17 protein-coding genes are annotated in these 15,789 nt (G+C 70.7%); 4 read left to right on the plus strand and 13 right to left on the minus strand.

Annotation, left to right across the window (positions count from 1 at the left end; genetic code table 11):
- Positions 1–38: 38 nt before the first annotated feature.
- Complete coding sequence (locus O2L52_RS04025; protein WP_270114040.1) at positions 39–836, plus strand: metallophosphoesterase family protein; 798 nt, start codon at positions 39–41, stop codon at positions 834–836.
- Positions 837–854: 18 nt separating this feature from the next.
- Here O2L52_RS04025 and O2L52_RS04030 read toward each other — a convergent pair whose 3' ends face one another.
- From O2L52_RS04030 to O2L52_RS04045, 4 genes are all read right to left on the minus strand, one after another.
- Positions 855–1,418, minus strand: coding sequence for a TetR-like C-terminal domain-containing protein (locus O2L52_RS04030; RefSeq protein ID WP_270114041.1), 564 nt, complete (start codon positions 1,416–1,418; stop codon positions 855–857).
- Positions 1,411–2,265, minus strand: coding sequence for an alpha/beta fold hydrolase (locus O2L52_RS04035; protein ID WP_270114042.1), 855 nt, complete (start codon positions 2,263–2,265; stop codon positions 1,411–1,413). The genes O2L52_RS04030 and O2L52_RS04035 overlap by 8 nt, the downstream gene beginning before the upstream one ends.
- A gap of 104 nt (positions 2,266–2,369) precedes the next feature.
- Positions 2,370–2,795 (minus strand): low affinity iron permease family protein, encoded by a 426-nt coding sequence (locus O2L52_RS04040; protein WP_270114043.1) that lies wholly within the window; start codon positions 2,793–2,795, stop codon positions 2,370–2,372.
- Positions 2,796–3,085: 290 nt separating this feature from the next.
- Positions 3,086–3,496 (minus strand): VOC family protein, encoded by a 411-nt coding sequence (locus tag O2L52_RS04045; RefSeq protein WP_270114044.1) that lies wholly within the window; start codon positions 3,494–3,496, stop codon positions 3,086–3,088.
- 92 nt (positions 3,497–3,588) lie between these two features.
- On the opposite strand from O2L52_RS04045, the gene O2L52_RS04050 reads away from it, so the two are divergent.
- Positions 3,589–4,569, plus strand: coding sequence for a helix-turn-helix transcriptional regulator (locus O2L52_RS04050; RefSeq protein WP_270114045.1), 981 nt, complete (start codon positions 3,589–3,591; stop codon positions 4,567–4,569).
- Here O2L52_RS04050 and O2L52_RS04055 read toward each other — a convergent pair.
- The 8 genes from O2L52_RS04055 to O2L52_RS04090 form a co-directional block, all read right to left on the minus strand.
- Entirely contained in the window at positions 4,526–5,761 is a 1,236-nt protein-coding gene (locus O2L52_RS04055; RefSeq protein ID WP_270114046.1) for an MFS transporter, read from the minus strand. The two genes, O2L52_RS04050 and O2L52_RS04055, sit on opposite strands and share 44 nt — an antisense overlap.
- Positions 5,762–5,836: 75 nt before the next feature.
- Complete coding sequence (locus tag O2L52_RS04060; RefSeq protein WP_270114047.1) at positions 5,837–6,541, minus strand: hypothetical protein; 705 nt, start codon at positions 6,539–6,541, stop codon at positions 5,837–5,839.
- 89 nt (positions 6,542–6,630) lie between these two features.
- A complete protein-coding gene (locus tag O2L52_RS04065; protein WP_270114048.1) occupies positions 6,631–7,035 on the minus strand; it encodes a VOC family protein in 405 nt (134 codons plus the stop codon).
- Positions 7,036–7,045: 10 nt separating this feature from the next.
- Positions 7,046–7,498 (minus strand): helix-turn-helix transcriptional regulator, encoded by a 453-nt coding sequence (locus O2L52_RS04070; protein WP_373897019.1) that lies wholly within the window; start codon positions 7,496–7,498, stop codon positions 7,046–7,048.
- Between the two features lie 133 nt (positions 7,499–7,631).
- Positions 7,632–10,007, minus strand: a complete 2,376-nt coding sequence (locus O2L52_RS04075) for an excinuclease ABC subunit UvrA (protein ID WP_270114050.1) — start codon at positions 10,005–10,007, stop codon at positions 7,632–7,634.
- A gap of 83 nt (positions 10,008–10,090) precedes the next feature.
- Positions 10,091–11,056: an acyl-CoA desaturase gene (locus tag O2L52_RS04080; RefSeq protein WP_270114051.1), complete on the minus strand. Its 966-nt coding sequence runs from the start codon at positions 11,054–11,056 to the stop codon at positions 10,091–10,093.
- A 148-nt stretch (positions 11,057–11,204) separates the two neighbouring features.
- Positions 11,205–11,846, minus strand: a complete 642-nt coding sequence (locus tag O2L52_RS04085; protein WP_270114053.1) for a LuxR C-terminal-related transcriptional regulator — start codon at positions 11,844–11,846, stop codon at positions 11,205–11,207.
- 134 nt (positions 11,847–11,980) lie between these two features.
- On the minus strand, positions 11,981–13,285 hold the full coding sequence (locus O2L52_RS04090; RefSeq protein WP_270114055.1) for a sensor histidine kinase: 1,305 nt from the start codon (positions 13,283–13,285) through the stop codon (positions 11,981–11,983).
- Positions 13,286–13,407: 122 nt separating this feature from the next.
- On the opposite strand from O2L52_RS04090, the gene O2L52_RS04095 reads away from it, so the two are divergent.
- Positions 13,408–14,211, plus strand: a complete 804-nt coding sequence (locus O2L52_RS04095; RefSeq protein ID WP_270114056.1) for an SDR family NAD(P)-dependent oxidoreductase — start codon at positions 13,408–13,410, stop codon at positions 14,209–14,211.
- 3 nt (positions 14,212–14,214) lie between these two features.
- On the opposite strand, the gene O2L52_RS04100 is transcribed toward O2L52_RS04095, so the two are convergent.
- Entirely contained in the window at positions 14,215–14,883 is a 669-nt protein-coding gene (locus O2L52_RS04100) for an O-methyltransferase (RefSeq protein ID WP_270114057.1), read from the minus strand.
- 400 nt (positions 14,884–15,283) lie between these two features.
- On the opposite strand from O2L52_RS04100, the gene O2L52_RS04105 reads away from it, so the two are divergent.
- Entirely contained in the window at positions 15,284–15,718 is a 435-nt protein-coding gene (locus O2L52_RS04105; RefSeq protein WP_091043033.1) for an SsgA family sporulation/cell division regulator, read from the plus strand.
- Positions 15,719–15,789: the final 71 nt, after the last annotated feature.

Genomic DNA, 15,789 nt, shown 5'->3' on the forward strand with positions numbered 1-15,789 from the left:
TTTCCTGCGTTGCCGGGCGTGCTGGCACACTTGCGGGCATGGCCTCCTCCCCTGACCGCGTCGCGCTGCTCTCGGACATCCACGGCAACCTCACCGCGTTCCAGGCGGTCCTCGACGACCTCGACTCGCGCGGCGTCACGCGGATCTTCAACCTGGGCGACACGATCGGCAAGGGCCCGCGCGGCGCCGAATGCGTGGACCTCTCCCGCGAGCACTGCGAGGTGCACGTCCAGGGCAACTGGGAGGCCACGATGTGCGCGCCGGACCGCGTACCCGAGGGCGACCCGTTCGACTGGTGGCACGACCGGCTCGGCGAGGGGCGGCGCAAATGGCTGCGGGACCTGCCGTTCAGCCACGACTTCCTTATGAGCGGCAAGCGCATCCGGGTCTTTCACGCGTCCGCGAAGAGCGTCTTCCACCGCGTGTTCTGCGACCACGACGAGGCCGAGTTCCTCGGCATGTTCGCCAACACCGAGGCGACAGGAAGCGGACCCGTGCCGGACGTGGTGGCCTACGGCGACATCCACGACCCGTACCTGGAGAACGACCTCGGCCGCACCCTCGTCAACGTCGGGAGCGTCGGCAACTGCCTCGGCGACCCGACACCGTCCTATGTGGTGCTCGAAGGCGTCTCCGGGAGCGCGGCGCCGGGTCCGTTCTCCGTGCAGTTCGTGCGCGTCCCCTACGACGTCGAGGCCGAGCTGGCCGTGACCCGCGCGCTCGCGATGCCCTCGGCCGAGTACTGGGAGGGCGAGCTGCGCACCGGGCTGTACCGGGCGAACCAGCGCGACGGCCGTCCGGCCGCCTACCACCGGCACCGCGGCTGCAACGCCTGAGCAGGCGGGCGGCCGCGCTCAGCCCTCTTGCAGCGCCGCGCGCAGACCGGCGGTGGCCATGGTGACGAGCAGTTCGAAGCTCTCGTCGAGGTTCACGGGCAGGCCGAACCCGCCCTCGGATTCGAGCGAGACGAAGCCGTGGACGGTCGAGCGCAGGCAGCGGGCGACGTGGACGGCGGTCGTCTCGTCCAGGCCCAGGCCGTGCAGGGACGCGTTGATCGCGTCGAGCAGGCGCGCGCCGGGCTCGGCCGCGCGCGGTTCGGGGCGCTGGATCACCGCCGCGTACCGGTGCGGGTGCTCGCGAACGTAGGCCCGCCACTCGGTGAGGAGCGCCCGGATCGCGTCGTCGGAGGCGCGGCCCATCACGGCGGCGCTCACCCGGTCGGCGAGTTCGCCGATCACGGCGGCCGACACCAGGGCCTTCACTTCGGCGAGGTCGCGCACGTGCTTGTAGAGCGAGGGCGTGGAGACCCCGGCCTCGGCGGCGATCGCGGCGAGCGTCAGGGCCGCGGGTCCGCGGTCGTCGACGATGCGGAGGGCGAGGCCGACGACCGCTCCGGTCGAGAGCGCGGCCTTAGGCATGCGTGGTGCTCCGGTCCAGTTCGGTGACGGCCGCGGCGACCGCGGCGGGGGCCTGGAGGTGCACGTAGTGCCCGGCGCCCTCGACCATCTCCAAGGTGCCGAGTCCGGCGGGCATCGCCGCGACGATCCCGGCGCCCTCGGCGGCCGGATCGGCCCAGTCGGGGTCGAGGGTGCCCATGAGCACGATTGCGGGGCAGGCGATCTCGCCGAGTTTCGCGCCGGCGTCGGTCGGGTCCGACAGCCCGCACTGCACGAGCGCGGCCATGCGGCCGGGTCGGCGCAGGTCGGCTTCGAGGGCGGCCAGGTGCTCGTCGAAACCGGCGGGCTTCGCACCGGGCACCGCGTGGCGCAGGTACCGCTTCCAGATGCCGAGGCTCCGGAAGATCAAGGTGCCGAACAGCAGGCGGATGCCTTTGCGGTAGCGGGCGTTGGTGAGCAGCGCGCCGAACGCGATCGTCTGCGCCCGCGTGAACGGCCCGAGCTCCACGATGCCGCGGACCAGGTCGGGCTCCGTCGCGGCCGCGATGGTCGCCGCGCCCCCGCTGAACGAGTGGCCCACGACGATCGCCGGGCCGCCGAGGTGCCGAATCAGCGCGAGGAGGTCCTCGGCCACGTCCGTGCGGGTGTAGGAGGCCCAGTCGACGGTCGACTCGCCGTGGCCGCGCATGTCCATGCGCGCCACGCGGAACCCGGCTTCGAGGAGGAGCGCCGCGGCCTCGCGGTAGGAGTGGCGGTGCTCGCCGATCCCGTGGACGAGGACGACGAGCGGGCCGGCTCCGGCGACGTCGTAGGCGACGGTGCCGCCCTGGAGTTCGAGGGACTGGGTGGATCCAAGGTTAATGCTCATAACTCATAGGCTAATGCCATTAACCAAACGGCGTCAAGCGTCGCCTGCCAACGAATGAGTGATCCAAGACACGGCCAAGCGCCGCGTTCCCCCTGGAGACGGGGTCACGCGCTCTCGTCGTCCTCGAGCCCTACCGCGCGGCGCAGCTCCTTGCGGCGCTCCACCAGGTCGGCCTTCCCGGACTCGTCCGAGAGCTCCTGCATGACCTCGGCGAGGCCGCTGGCGATGGCGTTGAGCTTGTGCTGCAGGGCCGCGTCGTTGCGCGACTCGGTGTTCTGCAGCAGCGCGACCATCAGAAACGTGATGATGGTGGTCGTGGTGTTGATGATCAACTGCCACGTGCTCATGTCGAGCCAGATGATCGACGGCGCCCAGAGCAGCACCACCAGGATGCACATCGAGAAGAACGGCGCGCGGGCGGCGAACTCGGACGCCCTCGTGGCGAACCGGTCGAACCAGCTGACGTTGCTGTCGATGTCACGGGGCATGGTCGCGGACGGACGCTCGGACTCGTGCTCCTTGGCTTTCATACAGGTACGTTTCCCCAGTTGGAAACGAATCAAACATGTGTACTGGCGACCGGCCGCTTCGCACCGGTGGTGCCGCACCGCACAGCCCGATCCGTCAGGTTCGGGGCGGCCGTCCGGTTCGAGCCGTGCCGCGCGGACCGTCCGCGCACCGGACACCGCAGGCCCGAACCGAACTGGGGCGGGAACCCGGCAGACCTCCATCGACGAAGGCCTCGCGGGCCGATGACGGCGGTGGCCACGGCACCGCGCGCACGTGCCGCCGTGGGCGACGCGTGCGCGCGGTGTCGTCGCTAGCCCTTGGAGGGCCACACCGGTTCGTCGCCGTCCCAGACCACGCCCTTGTTGCGGCACAGGCAGAACGGGTGGCCGATCGGGTCGGTGTAGACCCGGAAGCCGTACCCCTCGGGACCCACGTGGTCCCGCTGCAGCGTCGCGCCGAGGCCGAGGAGGCGGGCCTGCTCGGCCTCGATGTCGTCCACCTCGAAGTCGAGGTGGTACTGCTTGGGGTGCTCGGCGCTCGGCCAGGTCGGCGCGCGGTACTCGTCCACGCGCTGGAAGGCCAGTTCGATCTTGCCGAAACTGATGCCCGCCCAGTCCTCGTCGCTGTCGTCCTTGACGGGACGGCCGGTCACCTCGGCGTAGAAGCCCGCGATCGTCATCGTGTCCGGGCAGTCGATGATGAAGTCAGTGAGTCGCAGCATCAGCCGATGATGCCACAGCCCGGCGACGGCCTCGAGTGCTCCGGCCCGCGATGCCCGCACCGGAACTCCTGGATCGCGGGGATACTGGGGCGATGCGCGCCGGTCGTCTCGTCTCGATGCTGCTCCTGCTGCAACAGCACGGCGGCATGACCGCCGAGCGCCTGGCGAAGGAGCTCGGCGTCTCGGTCCGCACCGTCTACCGGGACGCCGAAGCCCTTGCCGCCGCGGGCATTCCGATCTACGGCGAGAGCGGCCACGCGGGCGGGTACCGGCTCCTCGCCGGGTACCGCACAAAGCTCACCGGCCTCACCGAAGGCGAGGCCGAGGCGCTGGCGCTCTCCGGCGTCCCGGCCGCGGCCACGGACCTGGGGCTCCAGACCGAGCTCGCCGCACTCGAACTCAAGCTCTCCGCCGCGATGCCGCCGGCCCAGCGCGAGCGCGCCGAGGAGGCCCGGCGGCTGTTCCACCTCGACGTCGTGGGCTGGTTCCGCCGCGCCGAGCCCGTGCCGTTCCTGGCACTGGTCGCGAACGCCGCCTGGGAGCGGCGGCGCCTGCAGGTCACCTACTCGCGCTGGGCGGAACCGAAGGAGATCGAACGCGAGCTGTGCCCGCTCGGCCTGGTCCTCAAGAGCGGCCAGTGGTACCTGGTGGCCACGGCCGTGACCGGCACGGCCGAACCCGGACCGGCCCGCATGTACAAGGTCACGAACCTGCTGGGGGCCAGGAAGACCGGGGAGGCGTTCGAGCGCCCCGAGGGGTTCGACCTCGCCGCGTGGTGGGCGCGCCAGCTCGAGGACTTCGACGCCCGCCGCTACCGGGGCGAGGCCTTGGTGCGGTGCTCACCGGAGGCGGTCGCGAAGGCCGCGGACAACCTCGACGCAGACTCGGCCGCGGCCATCGGACAGGGCACTGTGGACGACGACGGGTGGACCGTGGCCACCGTCCCGATCGAGACCCACGCCCACGCCGCCGGCGAGTTCCTGCGCCTCGGCGGACTCGAAGTGCTCGAACCCGAATCCCTCCGCACCCTCATGCGGCAGCGCGCGCTTGAAGCGGCCGCCCTGCACGCCTGACCTCGGCGCGCATCGTGAGCGCCGTCGCGGCGAACGCCACCGCGCTGACCACGCCGAGCACGTAGAACCCGTACCGGATGTGGGTCGTGTCGGCCACCCACGCCACCACCACGGTCATGCCTGCCGAGAGGCCGAGGCCGACCGCGTTGACCGCGCCGAACACGCGGCCGGCCCGCGCCTCCGGCACCGCCGCCAGCAGCAGCGACCGCAGCCCCACCCGTGACAGACCGATCAGGAGCGCCGCGGCCGGGATGCAGATCAGCAGCGCCGCCAGGTGGATCGGGAACACGAACGAGAACAGCGCGCACCCGATCCCGCCGACCACCGCCGTCCGCAACTCCCCGAACCGCCTGCTCGCCTTCGGATACAGGGCCGCCGCGAAGCAGAACCCGAATCCCGCCAGCGCGTCGACGAGGCCGTAGACGCCCGCGCCGCGCCCGAAGCCCACGTAGACCAGCACGATCAGGGTGGTGTTGCTGACCATCGTCATGACCTGGCAGATCGCGTAGAGGAAGCCGAGGCGCAGCAACGGCGCCCCTTGCCTGCCCTTCGGTTCCTCGGCGGTCTCGGCGGCCGCGGGAGCGCGGGGAGCGCGGCGCAGGGCCCAGAAGACCCCGGCCGAGGCCAGGAATGTCGCCCCGTTGAACACGAACAGCGGTGTGGTGCCCACGAATTGGATGAGGAACCCGCCGATGGAGGCGGCCAGGAGGGTGCCGATCTGGAGCGCCATCTCGTAGTGCGCACTGAAGCGGGCGACCCGGGCGGGGTGGACGCGTTCTTTGATGAGGGCGTTGCTCGCGGGCATGAACATGGCCGCGAGGAGGGCGAGGGCGAACGCGGTGCCGTAGGCGACGGAGCCGGGGTCGCCGCCCGCGAGCATCCAGGCCGGCAGGACGAGCGAGGCGGCGGCGCTGGCGAGGTCCGCGATGAGGCAGAGGGTGCGGCGGTCGAAGCGGTCGGCGATGGTGCCGAACCAGAGGGAGAGCAGTGCGGGCGGGACCGAGACGGCGATGAAGAGCCAGCCGACGGCCAAGGCGCTCTGGCCGGTCGTGAAGACGAGGACGGCGGCGGCGACGAGCTGAATGCCGTTGCCGAGGCTGGTGATGAACGTGGCGGGCAGGAGGAGTCGTTCGGCGCGGCCAGGGCGCGGCAGTGCGGTGTCGGGCTGCGGGGCGTGGGCGGTGACGGTCATGGGAAGCATTGTGCGGAGGCTCCACTGACATCCTTTGTCAGTGAAGTGTCGTGGGGTCCGTCACAGCCTCCGGGCTCAGTGGAGGCGGCTGCGGAGGCGGGCGCCCGCGTCGGCGTACGTGTCGGGCAGTTCGGGGAGCAGGGTGAGGGCGGCCTCGACGCGTTCGCGGGTCGGGTTCGGGTCGTGGCGGACCGCTTCGAAGGCCGCGGTCGCGCTCATGGGGGCGAGCCGGGAGTGCCAGGCGGGGTGCGCGTGCGTGGAGGCGTAGTGCGCGGTCAGGGTCTCGATGGGGGTCAGCGGCGCGCCGGTGCGGCGCAGGAGGGGCGCGAGGCCGTACTGCGCGACCAGGTCGCAGATCTCCTGGGCGGTGGCCTGGTTGCGGCGGTGGGCGTCGTGGACCTCGTAGACCACCGCGTAGACGAGGGAGCGCTCGCGGTCGGTCGCGGGGCCGGGATGCGGCACGTCCCACCAGAGCCCTTCGACGGCGGCGGGGCTGATCGCCGGCCGCTGCAAAGCGTCCTCGGCCGAGGTGGCGAGGGCCAGGCGGACGGCGCCGAGGGCGACGACGTTCTCCGAGTACCGGCGCAGGTACCGCAGTCCCCGGGCGGCTTCGGGTTCGGCCGCCTCGGCGTTCCGGCGCACCTGTTCGGCGGTCGGCCCGTCGGTCCACGTGCAGGTCCATGCCCCCGTCCCCGGGTCGTGCCCGATCTCGACGGGTGCGGCATAGGCGGCGGCGAGCCGGCGGAGACGTGTCTCGCGGTCGGGGGAGGCGGAAGGCATGGTGACATCCCATCACGTTCGGTGGCCGCCGGACCGGGGGGACGGAGGAGCGCCCGGCCGGAGGTCCGGCCGGGCGCTGTCATTCGGTGTTACTGCTGCTTGATGCGGACCATGTTGCCCGCCGGGTCGCGGAAGGCGCAGTCGCGGATGCCGTACGGCTGGTCGGTGGGCTCCTGGACGACCTCGGCGGTCTCCTGGAGCTTCGCGAAGACCTCGTCGAGGTTCTTGGTGGAGAGGTTGATGGAGGCGTAGGTGCCCTTGGCCATCATCTCGGCGATGGTCGCCCGCTCCTCGTCCGTGATGCCCGGGTCGGCGGCCGGCGGGTGCAGCACGATGGAGACGTCCGGCTGCCCTTCGGGCCCGACGGTGATCCACCGCATGCCCTCGTAGCCGACGTCGTTGCGGACTTCGAAGCCGAGCACGTCGCGGTAGAACTCGAGTGCGGCCTCAGGGTCGTTCTGCGGCAGATATGCCTGGTAAATGTTGATGTCCATGCCGGCAACTCTATTTCTTGCCGCGCGCGGGTGCTTCTCGATTCCTGATCGGTCTGCTGATCTGCTTCGAGACGCACGCGGGGATGCCCTCGGTCGCTGCGGCGGCCTTCTCCTTGTAGACGCTCGGCGGCATGCCCACGAGCTCGGTGAAGCGGGTGCTGAACGTGCCGAGCGAGGACGACCCCACCGCGAAGCACACCTCGGTCACGCTCAGCTCGCCGATGCGCAGCAGCGCCATCGCGCGTTCGATGCGGCGCGTCATGAGGTACGAGTACACCGATTCGCCGTACGCGGCCTTGAACTCGCGGCTGAGGTGCCCGGCCGACACGTGGACGCCGTGCGCGAGGGCCTCGACGTTGAGCGGTTCGGTGTACTCGCGGTCGATGCGGTCGCGCACGCGGCGCAGGAGCGCGAGGTCGCGGAGGCGCTGTTCGGGGATCGGGCGGCTGGTCACCCGCAACATTGTGCCACCGCGTGCTGACAGCTGCCAGGAACGACGCTCGGCGCGAGCGGCTCCGGGCGCCGCCTGTGAGCTGCGAGACAGCGGAGCGCCCGCGGCGGGACCGCGGGCGCTCGGGGCGGGCGCATGGGGCCGTTCAGGCCCCGACGTAGTCGGCGAGGTGCTCGGCGGTCAAGGTCGAGCGGTCGGCGACCAGGTCGGCGGGGGTGCCCTCGAAGACGATCCGGCCGCCGTCGTGGCCCGCACCGGGGCCGAGGTCGATGATCCAGTCGGCGTGGGCCATCACGGCCTGGTGGTGCTCGATGACGATCACGGTCCGGCCGGAGTCCACGAGCCGGTCGAGCAGGCCCAGCAGGTTGTCGACGTCGGCGAGGTGGAGACCGGTGGTCGGCTCGTCGAGGACGAGCACGCCGCCCTTCTCCCCCATGTGGGTCGCGAGCTTGAGGCGCTGGCGCTCGCCGCCGGAGAGGGTGGTGAGCGGCTGACCGAGGGTGAGGTAGCCGAGGCCGACGTCGGCGAGGCGGTCGAGGATCTTGTGCGCGGCGGGGGTCTTGGCCTCGCCTTCGCTGAAGAACGCCTCCGCTTCGGCCACGGGCATCGCGAGGACCTCGCTGATGTCCTTGCCGCCCAGGTGGTATTCGAGGACGGCCGTCTGGAACCGCTTCCCCCCGCACTCTTCGCAGGTGGACTCGACGGTGTCCATGATGCCGAGGTCGGTGTAGATGACGCCGGCGCCCTTGCAGGTCGGGCAGGCGCCCTCGGAGTTGGCGCTGAACAGGGCCGGCTTCACGCCGTTGGCCTTCGCGAACGCCTTGCGGATGGGGTCGAGCAGGCCGGTGTAGGTGGCCGGGTTGCTGCGCCGGGAGCCGCGGATGGCGCCCTGGTCGATCGTGACCACGCCGTCGAGCGGGGAGACGGAGCCGTGGATGAGGGAGCTCTTGCCGGAACCGGCGACGCCGGTGACGACGGTGAGGACCCCTTCGGGAATGTCGACGTCGACGTCCTGGAGGTTGTGCGAGGTCGCGCCGCGCACCTCCAGCTGGCCGGTGGGTTTGCGCACGTCCTCCTTGAGCTGGACGCGGTCGTCGAGGTGGCGGCCGGTCACGGTGTCGCTCTTGCGGAGCCCGTCGACGGTGCCCTCGTAGCAGATGGTGCCGCCGCCGGTGCCCGCGCCGGGGCCGAGGTCGACCACGTGGTCGGCGATGGCGATCGCCTCGGGCTTGTGCTCGACGACGAGCACGGTGTTGCCCTTGTCCCGCAACTGGATGAGCAGGTCGTTCATCCGCTGGATGTCATGCGGGTGGAGGCCGATGGTGGGCTCGTCGAAGACGTAGGTGACGTCCGTGAGGGAGGAGCCGAGGTGGCGGATCATCTTGGTGCGCTGCGACTCGCCGCCGGAGAGGGTGCCGGTGGGCCGCTCGAGCGAGAGGTACCCGAGGCCGATGTCGGTGAAGGAGTCGAGCAGGTGCTGGAGGCCGGTGAGGAGGGGCGCCACGGTCGGCTCGTCGAGGTCGCGGACCCATTCGCGCAGGTCGTTGATCTGCATCGCGCAGAGGTCGGCGATGTTCTTGCCTTTGATCTTGGAGGAGCGCGCCTCGGGGGCGAGGCGGGTGCCCTCGCAGTCGGGGCAGGTCTGGAAGACCACGGCCCGCTCCACGAACGCGCGGACGTGCGGCTGCAGCGCGTCGATGTCCTTGGAGAGCACCGACTTCTGGATCTTGGGGATCAGGCCCTCGTAGGTGAGGTTGACGCCGTCGACCTTGACCTTGGTGGGGTCCTGGTAGAGGAGGGTGTGGAGCTCCTTCTTGGTGTACTTCCCGATCGGCTTGTCCATGGGCAGGCCCGCGCCGGCGAAGACGCGGCCGTACCAGCCGTCCATGCTGTAGCCGGGCGCCTTGATCGCGCCCTCGTTGAGCGAGAGGGCGTCGTCGTAGAGCGCGCTCATGTCGAAGTCGTTGACGCGGCCCATGCCCTCGCAGCGCGGGCACATGCCGCCGAGCTGGTTGAACGTGGCCTTCTTCGCGATGGTCTTGTCGCCGCGCTCGATGGTGATCGCGCCGCTGCTCGACACCGACGGGACGTTGAACGAGAAGGCGTTGGGCGAGCCGATCTGGGGGCTGCCGAGCCTGCTGAAGAGGATGCGCAGCATGGCGTTGGCGTCGGTGGCGGTCCCCACGGTGGAGCGGGGGTTGGCGCCCATCCGCTCCTGGTCGACGATGATCGCCGTGGTCAGCCCTTCGAGGCGGTCGACCTCGGGCCGGCCCATGGACGGCATGAACCCCTGCACGAACGTCGAGTACGTCTCGTTGATGAGCCGCTGCGACTCCGCCGCGATGGTGCTGAACACGAGGGAGCTCTTGCCGGAGCCGGAGACGCCGGTGAACACGGTCAGGCGGCGCTTGGGCAGCTCGACGCTGACGTCCTTGAGGTTGTTCTCACGGGCGCCGAGGACGCGGATCAGGTCGTGGCTGTCGGCGTCGTGCTGGTCGGAGTGGGTCACGGCTTTGCTCATGAACGCAACTCTAGAGGCAGGGTCCGACACCCGCTTCTCGAATCCTGACCGGAATGAGACGGCGGTCGTGACCTGCGGCGACGCTAGTCGGCGGTGAGTTTCGCGACCCGCTCGGGAGTCGGCCACTTGACGTCCGTCGCCCATCCGGCGCGCTCGAGGAGCCAGATGATCCGGGCCGAGGTGTCGATCTGTCCGCGTTTGACGCCGTGGCGGGCCCAGGTCTGGTCGGCGTGGTGGGAGTTGTGCCAGGACTCGCCGCCGGAGAGCAGCGCGAGCGGCCAGAAGTTCGCGGCCTTGTCGCGGCTCTTGAAGGGCCGCTCGCCGATCATGTGGCAGATCGAGTTCGTCGACCACGTGGCGTGGTGCAGGGCCGAGACGCGGACCAGGCTCGCCCAGAAGAACGCGGTGGCCGCGCCGAGCCATGACCCGGCGATGAGCCCGCCGAGCACGGCCGGGAGCAGGAAGGTCGCCACGGTCCACACCCAGAACAGCTTGTCGACCATGACGAGGTCGCGGTCGCGGCGCAGGTCGGGGGCGAACCGCTCCTCGTTGGTGGTGTTGCGCGGCTGGAACATCCAGCCCATGTGCGCGTGCCAGAAGCCCTTGCTCAGGGCCCAGGCGGAGGTGCCGTAGCGCCACGGCGAGTGCGGGTCGCCCTCTTTGTCGGAGAACGCGTGGTGGCGGCGGTGGTCGGCGACCCAAGTGATGAGCGGGCCCTGCACGGCCATGCTCCCGAGGATCGCCAGCGCGATCTTCACGGGCCGGTTCGGCTTGAACGAGCCGTGGGTGAAGAGGCGGTGGTAGCCGACGGTGATGCCGTGGAGGGTGAGGAGGTAGAAGCCGACGCTGAGGGCGATGTCGGTCCAGCTGAGGAGGCCCGTGGTCCAGGCGAAGGGCACGGCGGCGGCGAGCGCGGCCATCGGCACGAGGAGGAAGAGGTAGATGAGCGACTGGCGTCCGGCGTCGCGCACCTCGCCGTGGACGGGCCTGGGCCCGGTCTTGAGCGCGGGGGCGTTCGGGGTGGGGGCGGTGTGCGTGAGTGCTGCCATCGCGTCCTCGCTTTCGATTCGTCCGACGGCTCAATCGTCGTCGCGGACGCTCTCGTGCGCAGTGGGGCGGATGGGTGCTTTTCGGGCCGGTGATGCCCCGCGTCACAGGGGGCGTAGGCCCCGACGGGGCGCGCGGGCCGGTTCCAGGTCAGTTGCCTTCGAGGTAGGCGAGGACGGCGAGGACGCGGCGGTTGTCGTCCTCGGACTGGCCGAGGCCGAGTTTGCGGAAGACGTTCGCCGAGTGCTTGCCGACGGCCTTCTCGGTGATGAAGAGGCTGGCGGCGATGGCGGCGTTGGTGCGGCCTTCGGCCATGAGGCCGAGGACCTCGAGTTCGCGCGGGGTGAGGGCGTCGAGCCGGTTCTGCTGTCGGCCGAGGAGGCGGGCGACGACCTCGGGGTCCATGGCGGTGCCGCCGGCGGCGACGCGGCGCAGGGCCTCGATGAATTCGGCGACGTTGGAGACGCGGTCTTTGAGGAGGTAGCCGACGCCGCCGCGGCGGTCGCCGAGGAGTTCGCGGGCGTACAGCTGCTCGACGTACTGGGAGAGCACGAGGATCGGCAGGGCCGGGATGTGGCGGCGGGCCTCGATGGCGGCGCGCAGGCCCTCGTCGGTGAAGGTCGGCGGGAGGCGGATGTCGACGACGGCGACGTCGGGCCGGTGCTTGAGGAGGGCGGCGGTGAGCGCGGGGCCGTTGTCGACCGCCTCGACGACGGTGAAGTCGTAGGCCTCGAGCATGCGGGTCAGGCCGTCGCGCAGGAGCGAGTGGTCTTCGGCGAGGACGACGTCCATCTTGCACCCCTTGTTGTTCGGATCGGTCGTGCGCCGTCTCGGTCGGGGTCGGCGTCCCGTTCGCCGCGCCCGGTCGCAGGTGACGGGCCCGGCGATGCACCACTGTGTCCGGTGCGGCGGTGGTCCTGTTCGACTCAGGACGGGTGTGGCCTGGCCACATTATGGGTGCTGTCGAGCCCGGCCGCGGCGGCGGGGATCGACATGGTGACGACGGTGGGGCCGCCTTCGGGGCTGTCGACGTCGACGGTGCCGTCGAAGGCGGCGAGGCGACGGCGCACGCCGTCGAGTCCGCCGCCGGCGGAGAAGCTCGCGCCGCCCACGCCGTCGTCGCGGACCTCGATGACCACTTGGTGGTGGTCGCGGTTGACGACGACATGCACCTGGGTGGCCTGGGCGTGCTTGGTGATGTTGGTGAGGACCTCGTTCGTCGCGAAGTACGCGGCGGCCTCCAGCGGCGCGGGCAGCTTGCCCACGAGTCGGTCCACTACAGACACCGGGAGCGGGTGGTCGAGCGCCATGGCCTGCAGCGCGCCGGTGAAGCCCCGGTCGGCGAGCACCGGCGGGTGGATGCCGCGCACCAGCTGCCGGATCTCCTCGAGCGCGTCGGAGCAGGCCTGGCGGGCTTCGCCGACGAGCGCGGCGGCCTGCTTCGGCCGGTCGTTCGAGAGCAGCTCCTGGGCCATGCCGAGGGTCAGGCTGAGGGCGGCGATGCGGGCCTGCGCGCCGTCGTGGAGGTCGCGTTCTATGCGCCGCAGCTCGGCGGCGGCGTGATCGGCGGTCTGGTCGCGCGCATGGCGCAGCTCCGAGACGCGCTCGGTGAGCAGGGCCTTCGCGGTGGGGCCGAGCAGCAGCACCCCGAGGTGCGCGTACCAGCGCAGCAGCAGCTCGCCCCAGCGCCACCAGGCGACGCCGCAGGCGAGCGCGAACGGCACGAGCATGAGGGTCTTGCCGGGGGTGTCGAAGTCGTAGAAGCCGAAGTCGTTCACGAACGGGCTCGGCGCGGCGTGGAAGACCGTGGCGAGCAGCAGCGGCTGCACCAGGTAGTAGACGGCGATCCCGAAGACCCCGAGGTAGAGCAGGTTCACGATGAACCCGAGAGTCGCGTCGATGGCGAGCCAGGCGAAGTCGCGCCAGGTGGCGGCCTCGCGGATGAGCCACAGGGCCTGCTGGTCGAACCGGCCCTTCATGCGCGGCTGGTACGGGACCGGGATGCGGACGCCGAGCTGCTCGCCTATGACGCGCCGCTGGGTGTTGGCCCAGAAGCGGATGGCGAGGAGGACGAATACGGCGACGGGGATGCCGATCCAGAAGACGACGAGCACCCCGGTGACGATCGCGGCGGCCAGAAGCGCCCCCGCTACGAGCGTGAGGCTGAATCGCAGAACGGACCAGCCCGGGAGGGCCAGTCGTCGCGTGATCGGATTGGCCGGTATCGACATGGTGCGGAAAGCCTACCTGCTGCTTTTCAACCCTCAGCGTCACTGCCTGCGGCGCGACCGCCGCTCGGGCGCCGCTCGCTAGGCTGGGGCCTGCTTTTCCATTATCGCTGAGGGAGACCGGTATGCGCGAGGGAACGTGGGCCCTGGTCACGGGCGCTTCGGCGGGGATCGGCGCGGCCTTCGCGCGGCAGCTGGCGGCGCGCGGCCACCACGTGGTCCTCGTGGCGAGGTCGGAGGCGAAGCTCGAGGCGCTGGCGGCCGAGCTGCGCGCGGCACACGGGGTGCGGACGCGGGTGGCGGTGCAGGACCTGGCGGCGCCGGGCGCGGCCGAGCGGATCGCGGAGGCCGTGGCGGGTGCGGGGATCGCGGTCGAGGTGCTGGTGAACAACGCGGGGATCGGCACGTTCGGCCGGGACGCGGAGATCGGCGCCGATTACAACCGCGATGTGGCGATGGTGAACGTGGTGGCGGTCGCGGACCTGGTACAGCGGTTCCTGCCGGGGATGGTCGCGCGCGGTTCGGGGGCGGTCGTGAACGTGGCGTCGATGGCGGGCTTCCAGCCGCAGCCGTACATGGCGCTGTACGCGGCGACGAAGGCGTTCGTCGTGAACTACAGCCTGGGGCTGTGGGCGGAGACGAAGGGCACGGGCGTGCGGGTGCTGGCGGTGTGCCCGGGGCCGGTGGACACGGACTTCCCGATCGCCAACGGCATCAAGTACGACGAGGGGCGCCTGGGCTGGCTGCTGGCCGACCCGGAGGCGATCGTGCGGCAGTCGCTGCGCGCGCTGGACCGCGACAAGGGGTACGTGGTCCCGGACTGGAGGAACTGGCCCGAGGCGCACCTGCTGCCGCGGCGCCCGCGGCGGCTCATGACCCGGCTGATCGGGCTGGTGCTGCGCCGCTTCGCGGACTACCAGCGCCGCTGAACGTCAGCCGACGACGCGGGCGATCGAGAGGCCGTCGTAGCCCTTCACGCCCACGGTCTGCATGACGGTGCCCTCCAGGCGCGGGTCGGCCGCGACCTTCTCCAGATAGGACCGCACGCCCTGCACGTTCGGGTCGCGGCTGAGCCCGTCGGCCACGGCGCCGCCGCGGACCACGTTGTCGGCCACGATGAGTCCGCCGGGGCGCGTCAGCTGCAGCGACCAGTCGAGGTAGTCGGGGTATCCGCCCTTGTCCGCGTCGATGAAGACCATGTCGAACGGCTCGCCGCCCTCGGCGGCCAGCTTCGGCAGGGTGTCGGCGGCCGCGCCCACGCGGATCTCGACGATGCCCACGAGCCCGGCTCGGGCGATGTTGCCGCTCGCGACCTCGGCGTGCCGCGGGCTGTACTCGAGGCTGACGAGGTGGCCGTCCTTCGGCAGGGCCCGCGCCATCCAGATCGCGCTGTATCCGCCGAGCGTGCCGATCTCCAGCACGCGCTTCGCGCCGAGCGTCTTCGCCAGCAGGTAGAGCAGCTTGCCCTGGGCGGCCGACACCGAGATCGGCGGGAGTCCGGCCCGCTGGGCGGCGGTGTGAGCCTCGGCGAGGGCCTCGTCCTCGCCGACGAGCAGCGACGAGAGGAACGCGTCGACTTCGGTCCATTGGCCCTGGCCCATGGTTCGCCCCTTCCAAGGAGTCCGAGAACGTCGGTCAAACGCTATCACCGCCGCGCCGCCCGATTCACGTCCGTATTTTCAGGGCTTCGCAACCGAGTCGTAACGCCGATTTGCGACTACGCGGACTGGCGGTCGGGAATAGTACCGCTAAAGAGTGAAGGACGTTGTTGTAATTACGACATAGAACGATGATTGACCGTGGTCATTTGTCGGAATTTGCCCCCTTATCAGGGGAACGCGCCGGTCTCGGTCTTGCGGATCATCGTACGACGCAACGGCTTGAATGATAGACCTGAATCACGACTTGTTCGCGGCCGAAGTTCCGGACCTCCGGTGCGGCGGCGGATTGGAATGACGACCGGCTTCGGGGGGAGCCGGTCGCACACTGGGGGGTAACGCTATGAGCATGGCACGATCGGCGACAGTCGATATCGGCACCACCATGCGGCTCGTCGCGCCCGATTTCGCGACGGTGAGTGTGCGCGCGAGCCTGCGCTACGACCCGGACGACCCGTACGCCGTCTGCGTCATGTTCCACCCTGACGGCACCGACGCGGACCAGGTGGCCTGGTCCTTCTCGCGGGAACTGCTCGCGAAGGGCCTGGAGGAGCCCACAGGGATCGGCGACGTCCGGGTGTGGCCCTGGACCACCCCGCGGGGCGAATCGGTCGCACTGGCCCTCTCCTCGCCCGACGGGAACGCGCTCTTCGAGATCAACCGCGGCGTCGTGCAGCGCTTCCTCCGCCGGGCGTACAGCCTGGTGCCGCGCGGCCGCGAATCGGGCTACGTCGACATGGACACGACCCTCACCAAGCTCCTGGCCGGCGGCGTCTGACCCGCCTGCGACCGTCGAACGGAAGGGCGGACCGAGACTTCCCGGTCCGCCCTTCCGCGTCCCCGTGCGGC

Source organism: Glycomyces algeriensis (assembly GCF_027622855.1).
GTDB classification, from domain to species: domain Bacteria; phylum Actinomycetota; class Actinomycetes; order Mycobacteriales; family Micromonosporaceae; genus Glycomyces; species Glycomyces algeriensis.